Origin of the sequence: Streptomyces sp. NPDC051576 (assembly GCF_040681835.1) — a bacterium.
Lineage (GTDB): Bacteria > Actinomycetota > Actinomycetes > Streptomycetales > Streptomycetaceae > Streptomyces.
This window is the reverse complement of the sequence record NZ_JBFAZO010000009.1, coordinates 348,812-374,523: the sequence shown is the minus strand read 5'-3', so window position 1 is coordinate 374,523 and position 25,712 is coordinate 348,812. Positions and strand designations below refer to the sequence as shown.

20 protein-coding genes are annotated in these 25,712 nt (G+C 70.0%); 11 read left to right on the top strand and 9 right to left on the bottom strand.

Annotation, left to right across the window (positions count from 1 at the left end; translation table 11 throughout):
• The first annotated feature begins 4 nt into the window (after window positions 1-4).
• Entirely contained in the window at window positions 5-2,020 is a 2,016-nt protein-coding gene (locus AB0M63_RS29325) for an NB-ARC domain-containing protein (RefSeq protein WP_366021544.1), read from the top strand.
• Between the two features lie 158 nt (window positions 2,021-2,178).
• Window positions 2,179-2,673, top strand: a complete 495-nt coding sequence (locus AB0M63_RS29320) for a peptidylprolyl isomerase (RefSeq protein WP_355920552.1) — start codon at window positions 2,179-2,181, stop codon at window positions 2,671-2,673.
• A gap of 69 nt (window positions 2,674-2,742) precedes the next feature.
• On the opposite strand, the gene AB0M63_RS29315 is transcribed toward AB0M63_RS29320, so the two are convergent.
• Both AB0M63_RS29315 and AB0M63_RS29310 read right to left on the bottom strand, forming a co-directional pair.
• Window positions 2,743-2,865: a hypothetical protein gene (locus tag AB0M63_RS29315; RefSeq protein ID WP_355920549.1), complete on the bottom strand. Its 123-nt coding sequence runs from the start codon at window positions 2,863-2,865 to the stop codon at window positions 2,743-2,745.
• Window positions 2,866-2,904: 39 nt separating this feature from the next.
• The gene (locus tag AB0M63_RS29310) at window positions 2,905-3,843 is read right to left on the bottom strand and encodes an NAD(P)H-binding protein (RefSeq protein WP_366021543.1); all 939 of its coding nucleotides are present in this window, start codon (window positions 3,841-3,843) and stop codon (window positions 2,905-2,907) included.
• 291 nt (window positions 3,844-4,134) lie between these two features.
• Between AB0M63_RS29310 and AB0M63_RS29305 the strand changes: the two genes are divergently transcribed.
• Complete coding sequence (locus AB0M63_RS29305; RefSeq protein ID WP_366021542.1) at window positions 4,135-4,791, top strand: ScbR family autoregulator-binding transcription factor; 657 nt, start codon at window positions 4,135-4,137, stop codon at window positions 4,789-4,791.
• Between the two features lie 290 nt (window positions 4,792-5,081).
• Here the strand turns inward: AB0M63_RS29305 and AB0M63_RS29300 are convergent, their stop codons facing one another.
• From AB0M63_RS29300 to AB0M63_RS29285, 4 genes are all read right to left on the bottom strand, one after another.
• Window positions 5,082-5,897, bottom strand: a complete 816-nt coding sequence (locus tag AB0M63_RS29300; RefSeq protein WP_366021541.1) for a phosphatase PAP2 family protein — start codon at window positions 5,895-5,897, stop codon at window positions 5,082-5,084.
• A gap of 3 nt (window positions 5,898-5,900) precedes the next feature.
• Complete coding sequence (locus AB0M63_RS29295) at window positions 5,901-6,854, bottom strand: YihY/virulence factor BrkB family protein (protein WP_366021540.1); 954 nt, start codon at window positions 6,852-6,854, stop codon at window positions 5,901-5,903.
• The gene (locus AB0M63_RS29290) at window positions 6,855-8,594 is read right to left on the bottom strand and encodes a diacylglycerol kinase family protein (protein WP_366021539.1); all 1,740 of its coding nucleotides are present in this window, start codon (window positions 8,592-8,594) and stop codon (window positions 6,855-6,857) included.
• Window positions 8,595-8,835: 241 nt separating this feature from the next.
• Window positions 8,836-9,933: a nuclear transport factor 2 family protein gene (locus tag AB0M63_RS29285; protein WP_355920531.1), complete on the bottom strand. Its 1,098-nt coding sequence runs from the start codon at window positions 9,931-9,933 to the stop codon at window positions 8,836-8,838.
• Between the two features lie 150 nt (window positions 9,934-10,083).
• Between AB0M63_RS29285 and sigJ the strand changes: the two genes are divergently transcribed.
• A complete protein-coding gene (gene sigJ / locus AB0M63_RS29280) occupies window positions 10,084-11,040 on the top strand; it encodes an RNA polymerase sigma factor SigJ (protein WP_366021538.1) in 957 nt (318 codons plus the stop codon).
• 39 nt (window positions 11,041-11,079) lie between these two features.
• Here sigJ and AB0M63_RS29275 read toward each other — a convergent pair whose 3' ends face one another.
• On the bottom strand, window positions 11,080-12,624 hold the full coding sequence (locus AB0M63_RS29275) for a DUF4038 domain-containing protein (RefSeq protein WP_366021537.1): 1,545 nt from the start codon (window positions 12,622-12,624) through the stop codon (window positions 11,080-11,082).
• Between the two features lie 84 nt (window positions 12,625-12,708).
• Window positions 12,709-13,815 carry a LacI family DNA-binding transcriptional regulator gene (locus tag AB0M63_RS29270; RefSeq protein WP_366021536.1) on the bottom strand — a complete coding sequence of 369 codons (1,107 nt, stop codon included), beginning with the start codon at window positions 13,813-13,815 and terminating at the stop codon, window positions 12,709-12,711.
• A 110-nt stretch (window positions 13,816-13,925) separates the two neighbouring features.
• On the opposite strand from AB0M63_RS29270, the gene AB0M63_RS29265 reads away from it, so the two are divergent.
• A complete protein-coding gene (locus tag AB0M63_RS29265) occupies window positions 13,926-16,121 on the top strand; it encodes a glycoside hydrolase family 36 protein (RefSeq protein WP_366021535.1) in 2,196 nt (731 codons plus the stop codon).
• A 303-nt stretch (window positions 16,122-16,424) separates the two neighbouring features.
• Window positions 16,425-16,583, top strand: coding sequence for a hypothetical protein (locus tag AB0M63_RS29260; protein ID WP_355920516.1), 159 nt, complete (start codon window positions 16,425-16,427; stop codon window positions 16,581-16,583).
• A 316-nt stretch (window positions 16,584-16,899) separates the two neighbouring features.
• Here the strand turns inward: AB0M63_RS29260 and AB0M63_RS29255 are convergent, their stop codons facing one another.
• Window positions 16,900-17,913 carry a hydroxyacid dehydrogenase gene (locus tag AB0M63_RS29255; protein ID WP_355920514.1) on the bottom strand — a complete coding sequence of 338 codons (1,014 nt, stop codon included), beginning with the start codon at window positions 17,911-17,913 and terminating at the stop codon, window positions 16,900-16,902.
• A gap of 354 nt (window positions 17,914-18,267) precedes the next feature.
• Between AB0M63_RS29255 and AB0M63_RS29250 the strand changes: the two genes are divergently transcribed.
• From AB0M63_RS29250 to AB0M63_RS29230, 5 genes are all read left to right on the top strand, one after another.
• Entirely contained in the window at window positions 18,268-19,590 is a 1,323-nt protein-coding gene (locus AB0M63_RS29250) for an extracellular solute-binding protein (protein ID WP_355920511.1), read from the top strand.
• A gap of 39 nt (window positions 19,591-19,629) precedes the next feature.
• Window positions 19,630-20,583, top strand: coding sequence for a sugar ABC transporter permease (locus tag AB0M63_RS29245; protein WP_355920508.1), 954 nt, complete (start codon window positions 19,630-19,632; stop codon window positions 20,581-20,583).
• Window positions 20,580-21,461, top strand: a complete 882-nt coding sequence (locus tag AB0M63_RS29240; protein ID WP_355920505.1) for a carbohydrate ABC transporter permease — start codon at window positions 20,580-20,582, stop codon at window positions 21,459-21,461. The genes AB0M63_RS29245 and AB0M63_RS29240 overlap by 4 nt, the downstream gene beginning before the upstream one ends.
• A 10-nt stretch (window positions 21,462-21,471) precedes the next feature.
• The gene (locus tag AB0M63_RS29235) at window positions 21,472-24,423 is read left to right on the top strand and encodes a Tat pathway signal sequence domain protein (protein ID WP_366021534.1); all 2,952 of its coding nucleotides are present in this window, start codon (window positions 21,472-21,474) and stop codon (window positions 24,421-24,423) included.
• A gap of 107 nt (window positions 24,424-24,530) precedes the next feature.
• The gene (locus AB0M63_RS29230) at window positions 24,531-25,712 is read left to right on the top strand and encodes an alginate lyase family protein (protein WP_355920499.1); all 1,182 of its coding nucleotides are present in this window, start codon (window positions 24,531-24,533) and stop codon (window positions 25,710-25,712) included.

The window sequence follows — 25,712 nt, the reverse complement described above, 5'->3', positions numbered from 1 at the left end:
TGTCGTGACGACCAGCTTCGTCGGCCGCGAAAGCGAAGTCGACGCAGTCGAAGCAGCATTGGCCCGGCATCGGTCGGTCACTCTCACCGGCGGCGGGGGTGTGGGCAAGAGCCGCCTCGCACTCCACGCCGCCGAGCAGGTCCGGGGCCAGTACGCCGACGGGGTCTGGTGGGTCGATCTCTCCCACCTCTACGACGATCGGCTGCTCACCGCCACGGTCTGCGACGCGGTCGATCTCCTGGACCACAATCCGCGCGCCCCGGTCGAGGCGTTGTGCGAGTGGCTGACCGGCCGGCAGGTACTGCTCGTCTTCGACTGCTGCGAACGAGTGCTGCCCTCCTGCCTCCTTCTGCTGAGTGAACTCCTCGCCTCAGCACCGCAGTTGACCGTTCTGGCCACCAGTAGACAGCCCATCGGCGTGCGGGGTGAACACCGGATCGAGGTGACTCCGCTCTCCCTGGACGACGACGGCGGCGACGCGGTGCGCCTGTTCCACGATCGCTGTGCCACGGCCGCCCCCGGGTTGTCGCTCGACTCCCCCGGCTCCGCCGAAACCGTCCTCGCCATCTGCCGCCGCCTGGAGGGCATCCCGCTCGCCGTCGAACTCGCCTGCGCCCGCCTGCGGGAGAGCAGCCTCACGGAGATCGCCGAGCGCCTCGTCTCACGGCTCGACACCCTCGTCGACGAAACGGTGCGGCCCAGGCGCCACCGGGCCCTGCGCACGGCGATCGGCTGGAGCCACGAACTGTGCTCCCCGCTCGAACGCCTGCTGTGGGCCAGGCTCTCCGTCTTCCGCGGCCCCTTCGACGCCGCCGACGCACAGTCCGTCTGCGCGGGCGGTCCGCTCGACGACGACGCCGTTCCCCGGCTTCTCGAACGGCTCGTCGACCAGTCCGTCCTCCAGCGGGTGGGCACCCGCTACCGGATGCTCGACACCCTGTGCGAGTACGGCGCCATGTGGCTCGCGGAACTCGGTGAGAAGGACACCCTCGCCCAGTTCCATGCCGCCCACTTCGCCGACGTACTGGCCGAGTCCGAAGCCGGCTGGCTCAGTCATCGGCAGGTCGCCTGGTACGCGCGGATCTCGGCGAGCCACAGCGACGTACGCGCGGCCCTCGACCACCTCATCGAGACGGAGCCCGACATCGCCGTGGAGACGGCCGGCCGCACCGGCCTGTTCTGGCCCTGCTGCGGGCACCTCCACGAGTCCCGCGACTACCTCGAACGTGTCCTGGCCCTCGGCACCGCACCGGGTCCCTCCCGCACCCGTGCGCTGTGGGCCCTGGGCATCACGCTCACCCTCCAGGGCGACCACCGGACCGCCCTGCGCATCGGGGAGGAATGCGCCGCCGCGGCGCACCAGGACGGGACCGCGTCCTCGGCGCTCTTCGCCGCCCACACCCTCGGCCTCACCCATCTCATGGCCGGCCGGCCCCAGGCCGCGTACGACGTGTGCGACCACGCCCTGATCACCTACGGCACCTCACCCCCGGCGGGCGCCCCGCAACTGTGCTGCATGGTGATCCGGATCTTCGCCCACTCCGCACTGGGCCGACTGGCCGAGGCCTACGAAGCGGCCACCGCCCTGCACCGTCTCAGCGTCCGCTACGGCGAGCACTGGGCACGGTCCTACGCGTTCCACCAGCTCGCCTTCATAGACCTCGTCCAGGGCCGCGCGCGCGACGCCGAGCGCCATGCCCGGGCCATGCTCACCAGCAAGCACAACCTCAACGACAACCTCGGAATCGCCCTCGCCCTCGACCTCCTCACCGGAGCCAACGCGATCCAGGGCAACGGCATCGCGGCCGCCCGCACCTCCGGCACCGGGAACACCTTCTGGCGCATGCTCGGCCACCCCAATCACGGCACACCCGAACTCTCCGAGGTCCGCGACCAGTGGGAACTGCAGGCCCGCAAGTCGATCGGGGACGACGCCTACGAGAAGGCCTTCCACAACGCTCTGAACAACGACGCCGAGCAAAGCCTCGCCCTCGTGATGCACGGCCCGTCCCCGTCCTGACGGCCGGCACCGGTTCGCCCCGGACGGTGAGAGCGCCGGTCGGCGGATAGAGTTTCGTAGTCCGGAATCCGGTCCGGGCCCTTGGGGGTATCGGGCCGGCGTTCGGCACACGGCCTCGTCGGGCGGTGTGCAACACACTGAAAGCGACAGAATTGATTATGAGTAACGTCTACTTCGACATCACCATCGACGGCGCCCCCGCAGGCCGCATCGTCTTCAACCTCTTCGACGAGGTCGTCCCCAAGACCGCCCGGAACTTCCGCGAGCTGGCCACGGGGCAGAACGGCTTCGGCTACGCGGGTTCCGGTTTCCACCGCGTCATCCCGCAGTTCATGCTGCAGGGCGGCGACTTCACGAACCACAACGGCACCGGTGGCAAGAGCATCTACGGTGAGAAGTTCGCGGACGAGAATTTCGACCTGAAGCACGACCGCCCCTACCTGCTGTCGATGGCGAACGCCGGCCGCAACACCAATGGCTCGCAGTTCTTCATCACGACCGTCGTCACCTCGTGGCTCGACGGCAAGCACGTCGTCTTCGGCGAGGCCGTCGAGGGCCAGGAGATCATCGACAAGATCGAGTCCCTTGGCTCGCAGTCGGGCGCCACGAAGGCCAAGATCGAGATCGCCGCTTCCGGCGTCGTCGAGGCCTGAGCCAGACCCCGTAACAGACCGGGCCCGGCCCTCCCTCTGGGGGGCCGGGCCCGGTCGTCCCCGGTCCCCTCAGACGAGGGTCGCGAGACGCCGTAGCAGAGGCCGTACGACGAGGAGCATGTCCAGCAGGTACGGGACGGCGAGCAGGATGCGCCACTGGTCGGGGCCGAGCGAACCGGTGACGGCGACCACGCCCGCCGACAACGATCAGGCCAGGACCTCGTCGGCGGATCATCGCGGTGTCCCACGCGAGGCCGACGAGGAACATGAGGGCCGCGACGCCGACGGTCGCCAGGGCGCCTCCGGACAAGGGTGTTGGTCCGGAGCCGGTGTGAAGGCTCCGATGTGGTCCTGAGCCCACTGGCTGAAGGTCCGGGCCGGGCGACCCGTCAGCGTGCGTACGGTGTCCTCGACGTGAGCCTTGGCCCCGGCTCTCTGGCGTTCCGCGCTCGCCAGCAGCGCCTCGACGACCGGGGGCGGATATCGGCCGTTCAGCGCGGCCCGGGTCTCGTCCGGGGTCAGTCCTTCGAAGCGCAAGGGGATGCCGAGCAATCGGGCGAGCTCGTGGGTCTGGTCGACGGCGGTGAGGGCCTGCGGTCCGGTCAGGGTGTAGGCGTGTCCGGCGTGGCCCTCCTCGGTCAGGGCTCGTACGGCGACCTCGGCGATGTCGCGGGGGTCCACACAGGCGTTGGGCGACGTCCCGTACAACGCGCGGACGGTGCGCTCGGAACGGACGGAGGCGGCCCAGGAAAGGGAGTTGGACATGAAGGCGCGCGGGCGCAGCAGGGTCCATCGCATGCCGCAGGCGCGCAGCTGGTCCTCGCCGGCGCGCTGCCACCTTGTGATGAGGTCGTCCGCGCGAGGGTCGAGGACGGCCGCCGCGGAGAGTTTCACCACCCGTCGCACTCCGGCCTTGTGAGCCGCCGACAGGAAACGGGCGTCGTCATCGACATCTGCGCGGGTGGTCACGAGGAATGCCGCGTGCACTCCCTCCAGTGCCCGGGCCAGTGATTGCGGGTCCGCGAAGTCCCCGGCCACCGGCTGCGCCCCTGGCAACATCCCCGCGGCCTTGGCCGGGTTCCCGCTCATGGCTCGTACGCGCAGGCCTTCGGGGAGGCCGCGGACCACTTCCCGTCCCACCGTCCCGGTGGCGCCCGTCACCAGGATCACCGGGTCCTCCCTCGCCCATCTATTCCTCCACCTATCAACCTTCTCTTCGCTTTTATATCGATTCCGGGTGAGTTCATCGACTTCTCGCACACCGAAACTTTTCGCTAACAAACAGCGCGGGTGGTTTGTCGGAGCCTGGGTTCCTCGCCGCACCTGTGGGGTACACCTGCCCGGCGCACAGTCAGCGCCCTCGATGTCCGGGTCTCGACGCAGACATAGCGCCGTAGACTATACGAACTGGACGGTTTTTTAACGGGCGGTCAGCCCACGCGCGAGGAAAGAGGTCGGGACATGCCAGAACCCAAGCAGGACCGGGCGATCCGCACCCGACACACCATCCTCGTCGCAGCGGCCGGCGTCTTCGAGGAGCGCGGCTATCAGGCCGCCACCATCAGTGAGATCCTCACCGCCGCCAACGTCACCAAAGGCGCCCTCTACTTCCACTTCAGTTCGAAGGAACAGCTCGCTCAAGGCGTCCTCGCCATACAGGACCGAGGGCTGGCTGTCCCCGTCCGCCCCTGCAAGACCCAGGAACTCGTCGACATCGCCATGCTCCACGCCTACCGCCTCCAGACCGACCCCATGGTGCGCGCCGGTGCCCGCCTCGCCCTGGACCAGGGCGCCGACGCCATCGACCGGGTCGGTCCCTTCCAGTGCTGGACCGCCGTCGTCACCGGCCTTCTCGGCAAGGCCCAGAAGCAGGGCGAACTCCTCCCGCACGTCGACCCCGGCGAGACCGCCGAGGTCCTCGTCGGTGCCCTCGCCGGCGTCCAGGCGATGTCCCAGGCCACCACCGCCTACGAGAACCTCCCCCGGACCGTCGCCGCCCTCCTTCGCCACACGCTCCCCTCCGTCGTCCACTCCTCGGTCCTCACCTCCCTCGATCTCACCACCCGACGCGGCCACACCGTCGACAAGGAGATGCGGGACCACCCGCAAGACGCCTGAACCACGCTGCCGCTGCCGACTGATCGTCATCCCCGTTGCCAGCACCCGGAGTTGACGCCGATGCCGTGCGCCTGGGCCACCACGACCGGCGAGACGGTGTGCGGGCTGGGCGTACACGACGCTCGTACCCGACACGAGCAAGGAGCGGACATCGGCCGTGGTGATGTTCATGCGCCGGGCGGGGATCATCGGCGGGCCCGCGAGCGAGTTCCGCCCACTGCACGGGCGCCATGTCTCCCCCAGGATCGTCGGCGCCGTGTAGATAGGCCGGGCGGCTGTGGCGCGGAGGGTCATCCCTCTCGTACGGATCCGTCCTCCCGTTTCCGGCCGGAGGGGCCGGGTTCGGGGTGGGCCTCGGTGAGTTCGGGCTCCAGGCCCTCCGTCAACCCGGTGGGTCCACGACCCGCGTCCGTGCGCCAGGCCTCGAAGGCCCAGGTGGTGAGAGCGACGACGGCGAGGCCCAGGAGCCAGCCGCCCACGACGTCGCTGAACCAGTGGACGCCGAGCGCGATACGGGTGAAGCCGACGCCGAGCACGGACACGACCGCGACGCACCAGCACGGCGTCCGCAGGGCGCGAGGCACCATCGGCAGCAGGACCAGCAACAGGATCGCGAACGAGGTGGTCGCGGTCATCGCGTGTCCCGAGGGGAAGGAGAACCCCGGTGCGTGTGCGACCGGGTCCTCCAGGGAGGGTCTGGCCCGCTCGACCACCGTCTTGACCAGCAGCCCGATGAGTCCACCGGCCGTGGCCGTCACGGCGGACCAGGCGGCCAGTCGCCAGGCCCGGCGGAACAGCAGCCACACGGTCAGCAGCGCGACGATCGTCCGCAGGGTGAGCGGATCCCAGACGTAGTCGGACAGGAAGCGCAACGTGTCCGTCCACGCGGGGTGTTCGAGGGCGGTCTCGTTCAACTCCCGTGCCGCGCCCGCGTCGAGACGGCGCAGCGGCTGCCAGTGGCCCTCGACCAGGACGAGCAGCAGGCCGAAGGGGATGGCGGCGCAGGCGGCGACCGTGACCGAGGCGAGCAGGTGGATGCCGAATCTCCGGTCGGCCGCCTGGCGGCGACGGAGGTCGCGGACGCGTCGGGCCGTGGCACGGACCATGGTTCACACTCCCGGGTCGTCTGAGATCGGACCCGGTCGCCGTGCCCGCACTGCCTCCAGCTGTGCGGCGAAGGACAGGCCCAGGAAGAGGGCGATGGAGGTCAGGTAGGCCCACAGCAGCAGCGACATGAAGGCGCTGAGCGGGCCGTAGACCGTGTCGAAGGAGCCGCTGACGCCCAGGTACAGGCTCAGCAGCCAGGTCAGGGCCGTCCACAGGACGAGGTACACGGCGGCGCCGAAGGCCAGCCAGGTGTAGCCGGGCTGCCGGCGCCGGGGCGAGCGGCGGAAGATCGCGCTGGCCGAGAGGAGGGCGAGCAGCAGGCCGAAGGGCCAGCGCAGGATCTCGCAGAGGATCCTGGCGCCGCCGTCGAGGTGATACACCGTCACCGCCGCGGCGGCCAGGTCGCCGCCGGCCACCATCACGATGAACCCGAGGCCGAGCGGGATCCCGGCGCTCAGTGACATCACGAGCCCGCGCAGGTACTTCTGGCGGAAGGGGCGGTCGCGTTCGTTTCCGTAGATCCGGTTGGCGCCGCGTTCGATCTGGCACATCGCGGTGGTGACGTTGACGAGTGAGAAGAGCAGCCCGAACCAGAGGGCGAGCTGGTCGCCGTCCCCCGCGCTGTGGCGGCTGCGGTCCAGTGCGTCGTCGACGACGTCGGCGCTGGGTCCCTCCGCGATCCGGTGGATGGTCAGTTCGGCGAGTCTGCCGATGTCCTCCGTGTGCAGCGCGGTGGAGAGCCCGACGAAGGCGATGGCCAGCGGGATCACCGCCAGCACGGTCTGGAGGGCGAGCGCGCGGGAGTGGCTGAAGCCGTCGGCGTAGCGGAAGCGGACGAAGGAGTCGCGCAGCAGCGGCCAGCGGCCGTAGCGGCGCAGTGAGGTCAGGGCCTCGTCGGCCGAGAGGTCGTCGCCGGTCATGTCGCGGGTCTCGGGGACCTTGGTGGCGGTGCCCATTCACTTCTCCCGGGTGGGCAGCATGACGGTCAGCGCGCCGGGCCTGACCTCCGCGGTGAGGCGGCGGCCATGGGACACCGGGTCGCCGTCGAGTTCGCGCGACTGCGGTACGGCGAAGGTGAGTTCGGCCCGCCGGAAGGTGAGGAACTCCACCGGTACGCCCTTCTTCCCGGCACTTTCGGGGGCGAGTGTGTCCAGGGTCGTGGGACGCGTGTCGCGCCCGCGGCCGCGCATCAGGACGCCCAGGGCGCGCATCCATCCGCCGGGGCCGCGCGGGTCGAGGATCAGCAGGTCGAGCAGTCCGTCGTCGGGCCGGGCCGCCGGGAGGAGCGTGAGACCGCCTTGTACGGTGCCGACGTTGGCGAGGAGCACCATGCGGGCCGTACGGTGCAGGACAGGACCGTCGTCGAGACGGACCGTCAGCCGTATGCGGGGCGTGCGCAGGGTGCCGAAGGTGGCGAGTACGTAGGCGAGCCAGCCCACGGCGGACTTGGCGCGGTCGTCGGTGTGTTCCAGCATCGCGGCGTCGAGCCCGGCTCCGGACATCGCGGTGAAGTGGGTGGGTGTGAGCCCGTCGCCCTCGATGCGGCCGAGGTCGATGCGGTGCGGGGTGCCGGACAGCGCGGCGTCGAGCGCGTCGGTGGGGGTGAGCGGCAGGCCGAGGTTGCGGGCCAGCAGGTTGCCGGTGCCGCAGGGCACCACGACGAGGGGTACGTCCGTGCCGGCCAGGGCGTCGGCGGCCGCCCTGATGGTTCCGTCGCCGCCGCAGACCACGACCAGCGTCGCTCCGTCGCGGACCGCGCCGGCCGCCTGGCCGGTACCGGGATCGTCGGCGGTGGTCTCGATGAACTCCGGTGCGCGGTGGCCGTGTTGTTCCAGGACGCGGCGCAGCTTCTCGCGGTCCGCCTCGCCGGTGACCGTGGGGTTGAAGATCAGGGCGGTGCTGCCCGGTTCACGTTCCTCGACGTCGACGGCCGTACCCCTGCGCCCCGTTGGGGCGGTCACGGACCCGTCGGTGAACAGGGCACGGCCGACGATCAGCAGGGACAGGGCGCCGTTGGCGATTCCGCCGATCACGTCGGTGGGGTGATGCATGCCCCGGTAGAGCCGGGAGACGCCGACGACCAGCGGCATCAGGAACAGCAGCCCGGCCAGCGGCCACCGCCACGGCCTGCGCACCCGGGACAGCACGAGGACCGCGAGTCCCGCGTAGAGCGCGGTGGCCGCGCCGGTGTGGCCGGAGGTGTAACTGGACGTGGGCGGCGAGGAGTCGAGGCGGTGCACGTCCGGCCGGGTGCGGTCCACCGACTCGGTGACGACCAGGAACACCAAGGCCTGGAGCGAGACGGCGACGGCGAGGAAGACCGCCTGACGCCACATCGGCAGCCTGGGGACGAGAACCAGCGCCACGCAGCTCAGCAGGGTGACCGCGATCACCGTGAGCGTGTTTCCCGCCTCCGAACCGAGGTACGACAGGGTGGTGAGCGGGCCCGTACGGATCCGCTCCAGCCCCTCGTTGACGTGGTCCTCGACCGTCAGCGGCCACACCTTCCGGGCAGGTCCCGTGATCAGGAGCCCGAAGCCCACGATCAGGGCGGCCTGGCCGACGGCCAGTGCGCCGATGCGCGCCGCGGTGGTGCCGGTACCGCGAGGCAGCGCGAACGAGCGGCGGACCGGTCGGACCTCCTCGGCTTCGTCCCCGGTCGCTCCTACGGCTCTTCCCGGCACGGCGGTCGGCATCGGGGCTCCCACGGGTCGGCGCCTCGCGGCGGACTTCGGCCGGGTGACGTTCGCACCCGATGCACCGCCGTCTGCCCCCGAAACGGAGGCGCAGACCCTCTGTGACGTGGCAATCCACGAATCCGCGCCCGGCGGGTGCCGGAAGATACCGGTGGGGCGTCCGTCGACGTCGACGTGTCGGACGCCAGTCCTCGTCGCTCGCCGCCGTGGGAGTGCCGCCGGGCCCGGGCCCGGTGCCGGGTCAGAATCCGATGCTCTCCCGGAGCAGCAGGACGGTGCCGCGACCCGGGTGGGGTTCCGCGTTGAGGATGAGCAACCGGTTGATCGCGCTGGGCGACCCGTACACCGCCTGGGCGCGGGTGTTCTCCAGCGGGAGCGCGTGCTCCTCGACCCGGCGGAGCGCTGTGCTCAGGTCGGGCACCACCTTCTGTGCGCCGACGATCCAGACGGCGTGGCCCGCTCCGCCCGCGTTGGCGGGGAGTTGGCTGCCGCTGCCCGAGGCGAGGACGAGTGAGCCGGTCTCGGTGACCGCGGCGACGCTGTTGACGACGAAGTCGGGGCCGGCGACCAGCTTGCGGATCTCGTCCGCGCCGGTGGCACGGTCGATGCCCAGCACGCGGGGCCTGATGGCGTCGTACCGACCGCCGGTGTTGATGTCCTCGTCGATGCCGGACAGCCGGAGGGTCTCGCTGGCTCCGGTGAACACGCTGACGCCCTCGGGGATCAGCTCCTTGACGCGGATGCGCGCGGCCGACGCGTCGTCGAGGATCTCGGCGGCGAAGCCGCCCGCGCGCAGCGCGCCGGCTGCCCGCTCCAGCCGTTCGGCCGAAGCCGGCTCTGCGAAGGAAGCGGCCGTGGTGTCTGCTTGGTCGGCCCCGGAACTCCCCGCCGAGCGGGGCGCAGTGCCCGCCAGCGGGGAGGTGTCGAGGTACCTGACCTCGTACACCCGCTCGGCGAACTTCCAGCCCTCCGTGGTGCGTTGGTAACGGTCGTGGTAGACGGCGTAGTTAAGCCCCTGGCGTCCGTCGAGGGTGCGGGCGAGTTCCTGGATGTAGGCGCGGCCGGTCGCGGTGTGGCCGTCGAGCAGGATCGAGCCGGGGTGCGTGTTCTGCACGAAGAAGTCCCACTGGCTCTGCAGCCGTTCTCCCCCGGCACGGATCTCCTCACGGCCGACCAGCTCGACGGGGATGTTGGGCATGCGCAGGACGCCGTCCGAGGTGAACAGCGATGCCATGCGGGGCCGGTCGCGCATCATGGCCGCGTCGGTGAACTCGCCGCGCAGCGCCTCGATCTCGACCCGGTCCGCGATGAGTTGGAAGTCGTTTTGGAAGTCGTTCATGGGAGTCGCTCCTCCGTCGTGTTGTCGTCCTCATCCGTTACGACAACGCGGCCGTTCGGAATGTGAGGCGGGGCGTCGGCCTCACATTCCGGAGGTCTGTCCTGTCGTAACGGGTAGAGGCACGGAAGCGAGCAGGAGAGAGGGCCGACCATGAGCAGCAGTGCCGATACCGGCGACGATCGGAGCGATCCGGGCCTCAGCGCGATCATGAGCGAGCGGCGCCATCTGATCAACCTCGGCTATCGGCTCACGGGGTCCCTCGCCGACGCCGAGGACGTCGTGCAGGAGACCTATGCCCGCTGGTACGCCATGTCGGCACGGGAACAGCGGGCCATCGAGTCGCCCGGTGCCTGGCTGGTGACGGTCGCCGGCCGCATCTGTCTGAACCTGCTCGGCTCGGCACGGGCCAGGCGGGAGACCTATGTGGGCGACTGGATCCCGGAACCGTTGCCTGAGCCCACGGAGTGGATCACCGGGCACTCCGGCGCCGGCGGGAACGACCCGGCCGACCGGATCACCCTCGACGAGTCCGTGACGATGGCCTTCCTCGTCGTCCTCGATGCGATGACCCCGGCCGAGCGCGTCGCGTTCGTCCTGCACGACGTCTTCCGCTATCCCTTCGGCGAGGTCTCCGAGATCGTCGGCCGTACTCCGGCGGCCTGCCGCCAACTGGCCTCGTCCGCCCGCCGACGCATCCGCACCGCGCGGACTCCGGCGGGCCCCAGTACCGAACAGGCCGCCATCGTCCGTCAGTTCAGGACGGCGTGGGAGGCCAAGGACATCGACGCCCTGATCGGCCTGCTCGACCCCGCCGCCACGGCGACCGCCGACGGCGGCGGCCTGGCCGTCACCCACCTGCACCCGATCGTGGGCGGCGAGCAGATCGCCCATGCCTACGCCGAGATCGCCCGCGTGGCGGGCGACCGCACGACGTTCCTGGAATGCACGGTCAACGGCCTGCCGGGCCTGGTGGCACAGCAGAACGGCACGATCGCGACCGTGTTCGCCTTCGAGATCGCGGGCGAGCGGATCAGGCGTATCTGGGCGGTGCGGAACCCTGAGAAGCTCCGTCCGTGGGGCGTTGACCGAGGGGTGCCTTCCGCATAGGCACGCGATCGGAATGTGAGCTGTACGGGCTCCCGCCCCTCAGCCGTCGTAACAGACAAAGACCCGTGGCGGGCCGCCCTCCTCCGGGACGGTCAGTTCGTCGGCTCGGCGCATGCCCTGGGACACCGTTTCTCCGGTTCGGGGATCGATGACCCGGTAGCACCGGGGGAACGTCCCGGCGGTTCCGGGGTTCAGTCGCAGGGGGCCTCCGTGTTCGACGTAGGCGATGTAGAGGGTGCCGTCGGGGGTGCTCAGGGCTCTGGAGGCCATCGCGCGGTCCCAGTCGGGGTGCATGTCGGTGGTCGGCAGGCCGTCCAGGATGCGGCCGAGCAGGCCTGTGTAGTGGGAGCCCTCGAAGTCCAGCGCCTCTCTCCAGCCGCAGCCCGGGGCCAGGAAGTACGGCTCGTGGCCCGGTTCCTCCGCGTGCAGCCGCCACTGCCAGAGGCTCCCGGCACCGTAGACGACGCCCATGGTGCCGCCGGCGCACAGATTGGACCAGGCCTCGTGGCCCTGCCACCAGCCCGCGCCCTTCCCCGTCTCCCCCGAGTTCTCGTATGTGGGCTCCCCGTTGGCGACGCCCTTGGGCGGTTCGTTGTGTCGCATGTCGGCGACCCGCTCGGGAAGGTGCTCGCCGGAGTGGCCGGTCTGGCACCACTGGAAGTCGAGCCAGGCGGCGGCCTGGTGGGCGCGGCTGCGGCCGTGCGGGTAGTAGTGGATGCCGCAGGGCTGGCCGTACGCGTCCCATGCCTCGATCTCCGCGCCCCCGGCGGCGATCTGCGGTTCCTCGCCCGAACCGTCCGCGCCCGCCAGGTAGATGACGGGACGAGCGCCGTAACGGGCCACCAGGTAACGGCAGTAGCGCGCGTATTCCACCGGCGGCACCACCTTGCCCGCCACCGATCCGCCCTTCCAGCCGAAGCCCTGGAAGACGGGCTGCAGAACGGGGACCAGGCCGTGGTCGCCCAGGATGTCCAGTAGCCGATCCAGGTATTGGAAGTAGGCCGGGTCGAGGTCTGTCAGGTGACCGTCCTTCAGGTCCTCGAAGCCGACGGCGAAGCCTTCGTCCACGGTGCGGTCGCGGGGGCCCCTCACGCGCATGTCGGGTTGCACGCTCATCAGCAGGACGGCGTTGAACCCTTTCGCGGCGCGGTCGGCGGCGTAGACGCGCGCGTCGTCGGGCGTGGCTCGCCAGGGCAGCGCCCAGGCCGTGTCGGCGACCAGGAGGGCGGGGGTGCCGTCGGCGTGCACCAGGCTGCGACCGCCCGGGGACATGCGCCAGAAACCGTGCTCCTCGAAACGGTGGACGGGATCGGCCTGCACCACGGTGAGTTCACCGGTGCGGCCGACAAGTCCGGGGTCGTCGACGTCGCCGTCCGTGCGCCAGCTCCAGACTCCTGCGGCCACCGGCGAGGCGAACCGCACGCGCCAGGTGGAGCCTCCGTCCCAGAAGGCGGGGCGTCGCAGGACGGTTCCGGTGGGCACGTGGGTGAAGTCGGCCCACAGCTCGACGCCCGTGTACGGATCGGGGTGGCCGTGTTCGGCGGTGAACGACAGCTCGGTCTGGCGCCAGGCGTGGATGTTCATGGTCCGGGGTCCTCGGGTGTGCGGGAGGCTCAGGGGCACAGCTCTGCGGGCGGTGGGGCGTGCGCGACCCCGTTCACTGCCACGTCACTTCGGTGGCCGCACCGACTCCCTCATCACCAACTGCGTGCTCAGGACCACATGGTTGTCACCCGTGATGGTCTCCTCGCGGTCCAGTGCCAGGCGTACGGCGGTCCGGCCCAGTTCCTCGTACGGGACACGGACCGTGGTGAGGGACGGCGTCAGGTCCGCGGCGAAGGGGACGTCGTCGAAGCCGATGAGCGACACGTCACGGGGGACCCGGAGGCCCGCCTCGCGCAGGGCGGCCAGCACGCCGATGGCGATCGCGTCGGTGCCGGCGAAGACGGCGGTGAACTCCAGGCCGGCGTCCAGCGCGTCCCGCACCCGGCGGTAGCCCGAGGCGCGGGTGTAGAGCCCTGGAAGGTCCAGTTCCTCCTCGTAGGGGACCGAGTGGGCGCGCAGCGCGTTGAGATGACCTTCGCGGCGCTGTTCGGAGCTGCTGAAGCCGGGCGCGCCGCCGAGGAAGAGGATGCGGCGGTGCCCGGCGGCGATGAGGTGCGAGGTGGCCTGGAACGCGCCGCCCCGGTTGTCGTAGTCGACGACGGTCGCCGGGATTTCGGCGGGCAGCGCGGGGCGTCCGACCAGCACCAGACGGGAGCCGGCGGCGTCGAGGGCCTCGGCGTACTCGGACATACGGCGGTGGTAGGCGTCGTCAGGGACCACGCCGCCGACGAGGACGACCGCGGCGGCGTGCTGCTCCCGCATGAGCTGGACCAGGTCGGTCTCGCGAGCGGCGTCGCCGCGCGTAGAGCACACCAGGCTGAGCCTGCCCCGGCCGGTGGCCTCCTGCTCGACGCCGGCGGCGACATGGGCCAGCGAGGGGCCGGTGATGTCCTGGATGACCAGGGCGACGGGACCGGCCACGGCTCCGGAGAGGGCCTTGGCATGGACGTTCACCACGTAGTGCAGTGACTCCACGGCCGCCATGACGCGGGCCCTGGTTTCCGCCGACACCGGATAGTTGCCGGCCAGGGTGCGGGAAACGGTTGCTACCGAGACCTCCGCTATCGCCGCGACATCGCGGATGGTGCTCGGCCTGTCCGACCGGGTGCCTTTCCGTTTGGGCCTGCTGGCCGTGGAGCTCTTGCGGGCGCCGTTCCCGTTATCCGTCACAAGGCCGACGTTACTGCATCGACAACCCTTGCGGCCCGGTCGCGACAGAAACTAGCGTGCTCAGGCAGTAAACGATTTCTACGATCGATCCTGTCCCTGGAGCCGCCACCATGCCCACAGCCATGCCCGCCACCCACCTGTGCTGGGGTCTGGACGACCTGTCGCTCCTCCTTGCCTGGGAACCGACCGGGCCGGTGAGGCTCCTGGCCGCGGGCGAGCCGTCCGCGCTGCCCGATCCCGAAGCGGAGCCGGAACGGTGCGCGGCGCTCGCCCGGCGGGCCCTGCCCGTGGTGGAGATCCAGACCACGGACGGCGGCCGGCTGGGCACCTCGGGCAAGCGCCATGTGGACGGGGCGATGTCCCGCGGCATGCGGTACGCGGGGCACGAGGAGAGCCGGAGCGGCGATGTCCGCCGACTGCGGGTGCGCATGTCCGACGATGCCACCGGTCTGCTGGCCACCGCCGTCTTCACCCTGCGCGCGGGCATACCGGTCCTGCACGCCGAGGCCCAGGTGGAGAACACCGGCCCGCAGGCGGTCGGGCTGGAGTACGTCTCCTCCCTCGCCCTGTCCAATCTGGCGTGCCATCTCCCGGACACCGAGCGCTGGGAGGACGGCCTGTCCCTGTGGCTGGCGGCCAACCCGTGGAGCGGTGAGTTCCGCTGGTCCGAGGCCACTCTGGCCGAACGCGGCTTGTACGACGTCGGCATGGTCGCCTTCGGCCAGACCGGCTCGAAGAACCGGATCGCCGTGACCAGCACCGGCTCCTGGTCCTCCTCCGAACACCTGCCGATGGGTTGTCTGGAGCAGCCGTCCACCGGCCGCGCGCTGCTGTGGCAGATCGAGCACAACGGCTCCTGGCACGCGGAACTCGGCGACCGCTTCGACGACGTGTACCTGGCCCTGTCCGGCCCCACCGACCGCGAACACCAGTGGCGCCGCCGGCTCGCTCCCGGGGAGTCCTTCCGCACGGTCCCGGTCGCTCTCGCCATGGTCCCCGAGGGCGGCTTCGAAGCCGCCGTCACCGCGATGACCGCGCACCGGCGCGCGACCCGGCGCCCGCATCCGGACCACGATCAACTCCCCGTGGTCTTCAACGACTTCATGAACAGCCTGATGGGCGAGCCCTCCACCAAGGCGCTGCTGCCGCTGGTGGACGCGGCGGCGGCAGCCGGGGCCGAGGTCTTCTGCATCGACGCCGGCTGGTTCGACCCCGAGCCGCCCGGGACCGTCGGCCCGGGCGGGGTGCCGGGCTGGTGGGACTCGGTGGGCGAATGGCGGGAGGCGGCGTCCCGGTTCCCGGGCGGCCTGGACGAGGTGATCGGGCGGATCCGCGGCGCGGGCATGGTGCCGGGACTGTGGCTGGAGCCCGAAGTCGTCGGTGTCCGCAGCCCGATCGCCGCCGAGCTGCCCGAGGAGGCGTTCTTCCGCCGTGACGGTGTCCGGGTGGTGGAGTGGGGCCGCCACCAGCTCGACCTGCGGCACCCGGCGGCCCGCGCTCACCTGGACACGGTCGTGGACCGGCTCGTGCGCGACTACGGAGTGGGCTATCTCAAGCTCGACTACAACATCGACATCGGTGCGGGCACCGACGGCCCGGACGGCGGTGACAGCCCCGGCGACGGTCTGCTCGGCCACAACCGTGCCTACGTCGACTGGCTCGACGGTGTCGTCGACCGGCACCCGGGCCTGGTGCTCGAAAGCTGCGCGGCCGGGGGCAGCCGTACGGACCACGCGATCCTCTCGCGGCTGCCGATCCATTCCGTCACCGACCAGCAGGACTTCCGGCTGCTGCCCGCCATCGCCGCCGCCGCGCCCACCGCCGTCACCCCGGAGCAGGGCGCGATGTGGGCCTACCCCCTGCCCGACCACACCGACGCCGACCTCGGCACGGTGATGGTCTCGGCCATGCTCGGCCGGGTCCACCTCAGCGGCCGCCCCGACCTGCTGACCGAGGCCCAACTCGCCGTCGTACGCCGGGCGTTGGACACGTACAAGACGTACCGCCACTTCCTGCCGACGGCCCATCCGAGTTGGCCGCTCGGTCTGCCGGGCTGGCGGGACGACTGGATCGCCCTCGCGCTGACCGCCCCGGACGATGCCACGACCTTGCTGGCGGTGTGGCGCCGCGAGGGGGCGACCGAGAACGTGTCGATACCGCTGCCCTGGATCCCCGAAGGGACGCGTCCCCGCGTGCTGTTCGAGTCCGACTCCGGCGTGGACCTCCACTGGGACGCCCGCGCGGGCGCTCTGCGCGTCGGCATCGCGACCGCTTCGGCCGTACTGGTCGCCTTCGACCGGCGGTAAGCGCAAAGGGGGTCCGCCCGCGGCCCGGTCGCGGGCGGACAACACCACAACCCTGCGGCCACCGTGGCGCCACAACGCAGCCACCAGAAACGTGTCGATACCGCTACCCCGGATCCCCGGCAGCGACCTCGACCGAGACGCCCACGCAGACGCCCAACGGGCCGGGACCCCAACCACTTCGGCCGCACTCATCGCCCTCGACCGGCAATAAGCACCCACAGAAGCCCGCCCCCAGCCCAGTCACGAGCGGACAACACCACAACCCTGCCGACGCCGTGGCGCCACAACGCAGCCACCAGAAACGTGTCGATACCGCTGCCCCGGATCCCCGAACGAACGCACCCCCGCACGCTGTTCGAGGTCGGAACCGGTATCGACCTCGACCGGGACGCCCGCACGGGTGCCCTGCGCGTCGGCATCGCGACCGCTTCGGCCGTACTGGGCGCCTTCGACCGGCGGTAAGCGCAAAGGAAGTCCGCCCCCGGCTCGATCGAGGGCGGACAACACCACAACGTGGCGCCGCGAAAGAGCCGGCAAGAGCGCGCTGCCGCCCCGGATCCCCGAAGGAGCGCACCCCCGCGTGCAGTTCGACTCCGGCTCCGGCGCCGACCTCCGCCGGGACGCCCGCGCCACTGCCCTGCGCGTTGATGTCGCGACCACTTCGGCCATGCTGATCGCCTTCGACCGGCGGTGAGCACCCGCGGGAGTCCTCCCCGGCCCAGTGGAAGGCGGGGCCGGGCTTCCGAGCCGTGGCGGGGCAGCCGTCAGGGGCCGAGGATCAGGCGCTGTTGACCAGGTCGGCCTGGCGCACGGCGCAGGCGAGCGGCGCGCCCGCGCCGAGCAGCGCCAGTTCGTCGACGACGGTGCGGCCCAGGCGCTCCAGCTCGTTGCCGAGGGAGCCGGCGATGTGCGGGGTCAGGAAGACGTTGGGCAGCCCGTACAGCGGGGAGTCCGCGGGCAGCGGTTCCGGCTCGGTCACGTCGAGGACCGCGCCGATCCGTCCGGAGACCAGTTCGTCGGCGAGCGCGTCGGGATCGACGAGGGCGCCCCGGGAGGTGTTGATGAACACGGAGCCGTCCGGCATCAGCGACAGCCGTCGGCGGTCGAGCATCCGGTAGGTCTCCGGGATGTCCGGCGCGTGCAGGCTGACGATGTCGCTGGTGCGCATCAGTTCGTCGAGCGGCACGAGCGCGGCGCCCAGGGCGGCGGCCTCGGCGGCGTCGACGTAGGGGTCGTGCAGCGTCACCGTGAAGTCGAAGGGCCGCAGCAGTTCGAGCAGGCGGCGTCCGACCCGGGAGGCACCGATGATGCCGACCCGTCTGCCCAGGTTGCCGATCGCGGCGTGGTCGGCGGGCGGCGGGTACACGTGCTCGGCACGGAACCGCTCCCGCAGCCCGAAGGCGTCCTTGCCGGCCAGCAGGATCGCGGCGAGCGTGAACTCGGCCACCGGAAGCGCGTTGGCCTGCACGGCGCTGGACACCGAGACACCCCGGTCCCAGACCTCGGGGGCGAGCAGGTTGCGTACGCTGCCCGCCGCGTGCAGCACCGCCCGCAGCCGGGGCGCGGCGGCCAGGACGGCCTCGTCGACGCGGGGGCAGCCCCAGCCGGTGATCAGCACCTCGGCCTCGGCCAGTGCCCCGGCCGTCGCGGGATCGCCGAAGTCCTGTACGACCAGGGCGGGGTCGATCCGGGCCAGGGCCTTCAACCGTGTCATGAGCCGGGGCGGGAAGAGCTCGGGAAGGTGCTCCGGGTTCATGGCGAACACGGCACGTGGCAGCTCTGACGTGGGCATGGAACTCCACTTTGCAGCGAGGTGGGATGGAGGCAGCGGTAGTAAACGTATTCCAAGCTAGAGCTCGCCAGGCGGGTCGGTCAACGCCGTTGCGCAGGTGACTCACTCGGGAACGCCACACCTCTGACCTGAGGCGAACGCGAAAACCACAGGCCAAAGTCCTCTTCTGGGTAACTTTCTCGCAAGATCGGTGAAACAAATGCCCCCATCCCTCTTGTGGTGTCGCCCTCCTAGGTCCTACCGTCCACGGGAAACGGTTACTGAAACTTCGTAGCCACCCCCTCTTGTCCTTGCCTTCAGCAGCCCGCGTCCTCCCCCCGCCGCAGGCGCTGTCCGCCCTTCTCCGGAGGACCGATGAGCACCATCCGTACGAGAGCCCTTGCCGGCGCGGCCACTGCCCTCTCCCTGTCCCTTGTCCTGAGCGCCTGCGGCGGCGGGAGCGACGACTCGGCGACCAAGACCACCAAGGGCAAGGTGCAACTGGAGTTCTGGAGCTGGACCGAGGGCATCCAGCAGCAGGTCGCGGTGTGGAACAAGGAACACCCCGACACCCAGGTCAAGTACGTCAACGCGGCCGGCGACACCGTCTACCAGAAGCTGCGCGCCGCCGTGACCTCCGGCAACGCGCCCTGCCTGTCCAAGATGGACGGGATGAACCTGGCGAACTTCGCCGCGGACGGGCTGCTCACCGACATCACCAAGATCGCCGCACCGTACAAGGCCCGCTACACCACGCCCGCCTGGAACGCGGTCAGCCCCGGCGGTGCCACCTACGGCATCCCGACCGGTTCCTCCCCGCTGTTCACCGCCTACCGCGCGGACCTCTTCCAGAAGTACGGGATCAAGGCGCCCACCACCTGGGCCGACGTGATCGCCGCGGGCAAGGCGGTGCAGAAGAAGGACAAGAACGTCAAGATCTTCAACATGGCGGGCGAGGACCCGAGCACCCTCGTCGACCTGTCCTGGGAGGCCGGCGCGGCCTGGTACAAGGTCGTCGGCGACCACTGGGAGATCGGTCTCGACTCACCGGACGCGCTGAAGGCCGGCGACGTCGTCCAGCAGCTGGTCGACAACAACCTCGCCTCCAACGCCTCCTACTCCGACCCGGGTGTCTTCAAGACCTGGGACCTCGGCAAGACGATCCTGATGACCACCTCCACCTGGCAGTTGCCGATCTACGACACCAACTTCCCCAAGTCCAAGGGCAAGTGGCAGCTCGCCGACGCACCGGTCTTCGACACGGCCCACCCGCAGACGTCCAGCAACTTCGACGTGACGGCCGTACTGAAGGGCTGCAAGTACCCCGACCGCGCCGCCGAGTTCGCGTCCTGGCTGTCCAGCAGCAAGGAGTCGCTGACCGCGCTCACCGACCCCGCGTCCAAGTCCGGGCTCTTCCCCGCGGTCAAGAACGTCTCCCCGTACGTCGACAAGATCATCCCGACGGAGATGTTCAACGGGAAGTCCGACAGCGCCCAGGTGATCGAGACCGCCGCGTCCCGGGTCGGTGAGCAGTGGCAGTACGGCCCCGACTACGCGGCCATGTACTCCGAGATGCAGAAGCAGTGGGGCAAGGTCATGAACAAGCAGATGACCGTGAAGGCCATGCTGACCCACCTGCAGAGCTGGGTGCTCGCCGACCTGAAGAAGAAGGGCGTCAAGGCCGTCGCCGCCAACTGACAGCCAACGACCCACAGCACATCTCACCTGGAGACATCCGTGTCCACCCTCACACGACCCCCCAAGGTCGCGGGCGACTCCCCGGCCCGGCGGACCTCCCCCCGCCGGGCCGGGAGGCGGGGAGCCTACAAGGGCCTGCTGTTCATGGTGCCCTTCCTCGTCGGCTTCGTCCTCACCTACGTCGTGCCGATCGGCTACGCGTTCAGTCAGAGCCTGCAAGAGAAGAAGAGCAGCGGGATCGGCTTCGGTCCGACGAAGGTCGTCTTCGCCGGCTTCGCCAACTTCGCCTCGATCCTGGCGGACGGCTCCTTCTGGGCCGGCATGCTGCGCACCCTGCTCTTCGGCGCCGTCCAGATCACCGTCATGCTGGGCATCTCACTGCTCCTCGCCCTGCTGCTCGACGGCGTCGCGGCCCGCGCGGTCCGCTTCTTCCGCGCCGGACTGCTCATCCCGTACGTCATCCCCGGCGTGGTGTCGACACTGATCTGGCTGTTCCTCTACAGCCCGACGGCCAGTCCGATCATCGACATCGGTGACAAGGCGGGCGTGGGTGTCACCTTCTTCGGCGGCATCAACACCTATCTCTCGCTGGGCAACCTGCTGACCTGGCAGGGCATCGGTTTCAACATGATCCTGATCTCCGCCTCGCTCCAGGCCCTGCCCCGCGAGCTGTACGAGGCGGCCCGTCTCGACGGTGCGAAGGAGTGGCGGATCGCCTGGTCGATCAAGGTGCCCAACATCACCGGCATCCTCGTCCTGACCGGCATGTTCTCCCTGATCGGCCGGCTCCAGCTGTTCACCGAGCCGCTGTTCCTGCGCTATGTGGCGCCGCAGTCCATCAGCACCAACTTCACCCCGATGCTGGAGATCTTCGACCGGGCGTTCAAGACCGGCGACTACCAGTACGCCGCCGCCGAATCCCTGGTGCTGGCCGCCGTCACCGGCGTGCTCGCCTTCGTCTTCTACCGCGTCACGAACAGGAAAGTGTCATGAGCAGCGCCCCGACCGCGGCCACCGCCACCGGCGGCGGAGCACGCCCGACCCGCCGCGCGGTAGCCCTCACCACCGGCCTGCTCATCGTCTTCCTGCTCTACTCGCTGGCGCCCACCTGGTTCCTGCTGGTGGCAGCGACGAAGAACCAGACCGACCTGTACTCCACCTTCGGCCTGTGGTTCTCCTCGAACCACATCGTCGACAACTTCCAGGCCATCTGGGCCTACCACGACGGAGTCTTCGGCCGCTGGATCGCCAACTCCGTCCTGTACTCCACGGTCGGCGCCGCGGGCTCCACGTTCATCTCGCTGGCCGCCGGCTACGGCCTGGCGAAGTTCGAATTCCGGGGCCGGGGCGTCCTGTTCGGGGTCATCGTCGGCGCCTCGCTGCTGCCGAGCACCCTGCTCGCGTTCCCGCTCTACCTCGTCTTCGCGGACATCCACCTCACCAACACCGTGTGGGCGGTGCTGATCCCGTACTTCATCAACCCCTTCGGCGTGTATCTCGGCAAGGTCTACGCCGACACCTCGATGCCGACCGAGCTGATGGAGGCCGCCCGCATCGACGGCGCGAGCGAGACACGGATCTTCTTCTCGGTCGCGCTCCGGCTGATGACCACCGGCGGCATCACCATCTTCATGCTCGACTTCGTCAACATCTGGAACAACTTCTTCCTCCCCCTGTTCATGCTCAACGGCGAGCGCTCCTTCCCCGTGACCCTGGGTCTCTTCTCCTGGGTGCAGCAGGCGCAGCAGTCCCGCGACATGAACACCCTCGTCCTCACCGGGTCACTGCTGTCGATCATTCCGCTGGCGGTCTTCATGTTCGCCCTCCAGAAGTACTGGCGCAGCGGAATCCTCATGGGCAGCCTCAAGTAAAGGAACCACCGTGCCCGACGCACCCAGAACAGCCGTGCCCAGCGCACCCGGCAGACGTGACGTGCTCAAGTACGCCGGAGCCACCGGTGTCGCCGCCGCCGTCATCGGACTGCCGGTCACCGCCGGCACCCCCGCCCTCGCGGCCGAGCAGAACGCCTCAGCCGCGCGAGGCAGCGCCCCGCTCGACGTCCTCGTCTTCGGCGACGCGCGCTCCGAGACGGCGCACAAGCTCACCGCCACCCTCTCCGACACGGTCACCGGCGGCCTCGGCCAGAGTGCCCGCGTCCTCAACCCGACCGAGCCGGTCTCGTACGCGGGCGGCACCCTGAAGTTCGAGGTCGCGGTCAACCCGACCGGCACCACGTATGTCACCGTCCGCCTGTGGGGCGACGACTACGACGACACCTCGCCCGAGGCCGCCTCCGGCACGAACATGTGGCGCCTCCAGCTCTTCTGCGAGGGCAAGCAGGTCGGCCACCAGGACCAGGGCGCCGTCGACAACCTCGACATCCTCGACACCGCGCCGCGCACCCCGGGCCGCTTCTTCTTCCACACCCTGCCGCTGCCGGAGAAGATGACGGCCGGCAAGAAGAAGGTGTCGCTGGAGATCCGCGCGCTGGGCCGCATCTGGTCCTACGGCCAGAACCAGGACCAGCTCTACTACAACATGACCACGCCCTCGCGTGGCATCTACCGCCTCTACACCCACACCGAGCCCCGCTTCGTCCCGCCGAAGGGTGAGGTCCAGGGCCCCGCGCCCACCCCGAAGCCCCGCACCGGCGGCGAGGAGATCCTCGACGACATCAAGGCCCGGGTGCAGAAGGACCAGAAGTACTTCCTCACCGGCGCGACCCCCGCCACGATGGACGGCTGGGCGATGCAGTCCCTCGCCGAGGGCTACCTCTGGTCGGGAAGCCCCGCCTACCAGCAGGACGCGGCCGTGGACCGGGTCCTCCAGGCGATCGACGGCCGCTATCTGGCGTGGAAGGCCGACGAGACCGTCCTCACCGGTTCCGACCAGCAGTGGCAGGGCTTCGGCCGGGTCGGGCTCGTACTGGCCCTGCTCTGGGAGCACTTGGGCGACCGCCTCGACGCCCAGGTGACCGGTTCGCCGTATGCGATAGCCAACCCCGGCTTCGAGGACGGCGCCGACACCCCCACCGGCTGGGAGAAGCCCAGCTGGGCGCCCGGCGGCACGTGGGCCCGCGACACCACGGTGGCCCGCTCCGGCTCGGCCTCCCTCAAGCTGACGGCCACCGGCGCGGACGACTACAGCTACGTCTACTCGGCGCCCAGGACCCGTGTGGGCACGGGCACTTACACCTACGGCGCGTGGATCAAGACGGACGGTGTCACCGGTCTCGGCGCGCACATCGACCCGCTGTTCTTCGACGCGAGCGGCACTCTGGTCGGCAGCGACCACAAGGTGTACGCGAGCACGGGCACCCACGACTGGGAGTACGTGTCCGTCGACCTGGCCACCCCGGCCGGCGCCACCCAGATCGAGCTGCACCTGCGCCTGACCGGCCCCGGCAGCGCCTGGTTCGACGACGTCACCCTCGTCGCGCCCACCGCCACGGACACCCCCGTGCCGCCGGTGCGCAAGGACGCGTACATCGACATGCTCAAGTCCAGCCGGGACTACTGGCGCCAGCACTTCCCGCACTACAGCAACCAGTCCCAGATCTGCGCCATCGGCCTCTACCAGACCAACCGCGGCCTCGGACTCCTCGCCCCGAGCCAGGCCCTGTCCGAGTCCAAGGCGCGCAGTTACCTCTACCAGTCGCTCGGCATGACGCCCTACCTCGGCCCGGAGGACGCCGACGGCAACCCGACCAAGCCGCTGGGCGAGAGCTATTACCAGGTGACCAAGGCGGGCCTGACCCGCGAACTGGGCTTCGTCGGCAACTACGGCGAGGTCATGGACTGGCTCGTGATGATGTACGAGTCCGTCACGCGCGGCTACGGCGGCCAGGAGGCACCCGAACTCCGCGAGCAGATGGTCAAGATGACCAAGGCGCGCGGCGCGTTCCGGGTGATCGACGTCGACGGCGACGGCTGCCGGATCTCCCGCATCGAGACCGTCATCGGCTGGCGCAACGAGGTCTACCCCGGCGAGATCGGCTACGCCTCCCGCACCGCCTGGGACTCCAACCCCCTCATGACGGCGGTCGCCTTCAAGGACCCCGACATCGTCGGCTGGACCCAGGAGATGATCGCCGACGGCCAGCTCTACACCCAGCTCAGCCTCCAGGCAGAGCACACCTGGACCCGCGTCGGCCTCAACGCCCTGCGGTTCGTCTCCCACGACTGGGACGCCTTCCAGTCCCTGGCCGCCCGGCCCGCCCGTATCCCGACCGGCTGGGACCAGCCCGACTTCGTCGTCACCGACGAGGACAACGGCTGCGTGGCCATCAAGAACGGCAAGGAACTCCTCTTCGCCTCGCTGTACTGGCGGGCGCGCCAGGGCGTCAACAACTACGCCCGTGTCCACCAGGTCACCCCCACCGACCAGCGCTCCGCCACCATCCGGCAGCGCACCGCGGGCACCACCTCCGACACGTTCACCGCCCACGACTGGATCCTGTGGGACTACGCCATCAACGACCCCGGCGCGGCAGGTATCCCGCCCGGCGGCTTCCCGCCCCCCGGCGACACGCTCCACCAGGCCCTCGCGGGCGACGTCTACCACCTGGCCCCGATCCCGGCGGACGTCCCCGACCCGACCCTCGGCGTCCACTTCGAGGGCGTGGAGACCATGCTCGTGGGCCGTGCGCCCTTCTATCTCTGCGAGTACGGCGACTACCTGATCGCCATGAACACCAGCAGCGACAAGGTGTTCACCCTGCCGGCGCGCACCGACTTCGGCCCGGCCCGTGACCTCGCCACCGGCAAGAGGATCGGCGCCGGCAACTGCCCCAAGATCGGCCCGCACAGCACGCTCGTGCTGTACCGGGGCTGACCCTCCCCCCACAACTCGGGCCGGTGCAGTACAGGGGACCGCACCGGCCCGCTCCCTTCCCCCTCCCCTTCTTCACCACTCAACGCCGAGTGCGAGAGGACCATCCCTTGAACGAGCCGCAGTCCGTCCCCGCCACCCCGCCCACCCGCCGCCGCTTCCTCAAACTCACCGCCGTCGGCGCGGGCGCCGCGGGCCTCGCGGGCGCAGGAGCCCTCGCCGGCGCGAACCCCGCCGCCGCCGTCACCTCCGGCCTGAGCGCCCTGACCCACCCGGGCGTCCTGCACAGCCTCACCGACCTGAACCGCATGCGCAGCAAGGTCGCGGCGGGCACCGCCCCCTGGGCCGGGGCCTACACCGCCTTCGCCGCCGACTTCTTCTCCTCGTCCTCGTACGTCGTCGCGGGCGGCCGGGCCACCGTCACCCGCGGCACCAGCCCCGAGAGCGGCAACGCGGAACTCTGGTACGACTGCAACGCGGCCTACCAGAACGCCCTCATGTGGTACATCACCCAGGACACCGCGCACGCCTACAAGGCCCTGGAGATCATCAAGTCCTGGACCAACGCGCTGCAGACCATCAACGGCGCCGACGCCGAGCTGGCCGCCGGCATCTACGGCGCCAAGCTGGCCGCAGCCGTGGAGATCATGCACTACACGGGTCCGGCGGGCAGTTGGTCGCAGTCCGAACTCGACGCCACCGTCGCGATGTTCCAGAACATCTTCGTGCCGCTCATCAACATCTACGGCGACGGCGGCTACGGCCTGATGGGCCTCAAGGGCATGATGCAGATCGCGGTCGCCTGCAACAACCTCACCCTGTTCAACGACGCCTACAACGCGTTCTACACGAACAGCTGCTGCGCGCTGACCAAGCTGATCCAGTCCGGCACCGGCCAGTGCTGCGAGTCCGGCCGCGACCAGGGCCACACCCAACTGATCCTGGGCTCGCTCGCGGAGATCTGCCAGACCGGCTGGATCCAGGGCCTCGACCTGTACGGCGCCTCCAGCTCGCTGCTGCTGTCCGGCTTCGAGTACACGGCGAAGTACAACCTCGGCAACACCGTCCCGTACGACGCCACCTTCGGCCGCTGCAACTGGCACTGGTCGGCCCTCGGCACCGACGGGCGCGGCTCGTTCAAGCCCATCTACGAGATGGCGTACAACCACTACGTGAAACGAGCCGGCAAGTCCGCCCCGTACACCGCGCAGGTCGCGAGCAACCTGCGCCCCGAGGGCGCGCCCACCCAGTGCGACCAACCCGGCTTCGGCACCCTCCTGTTCTCGCTCTGA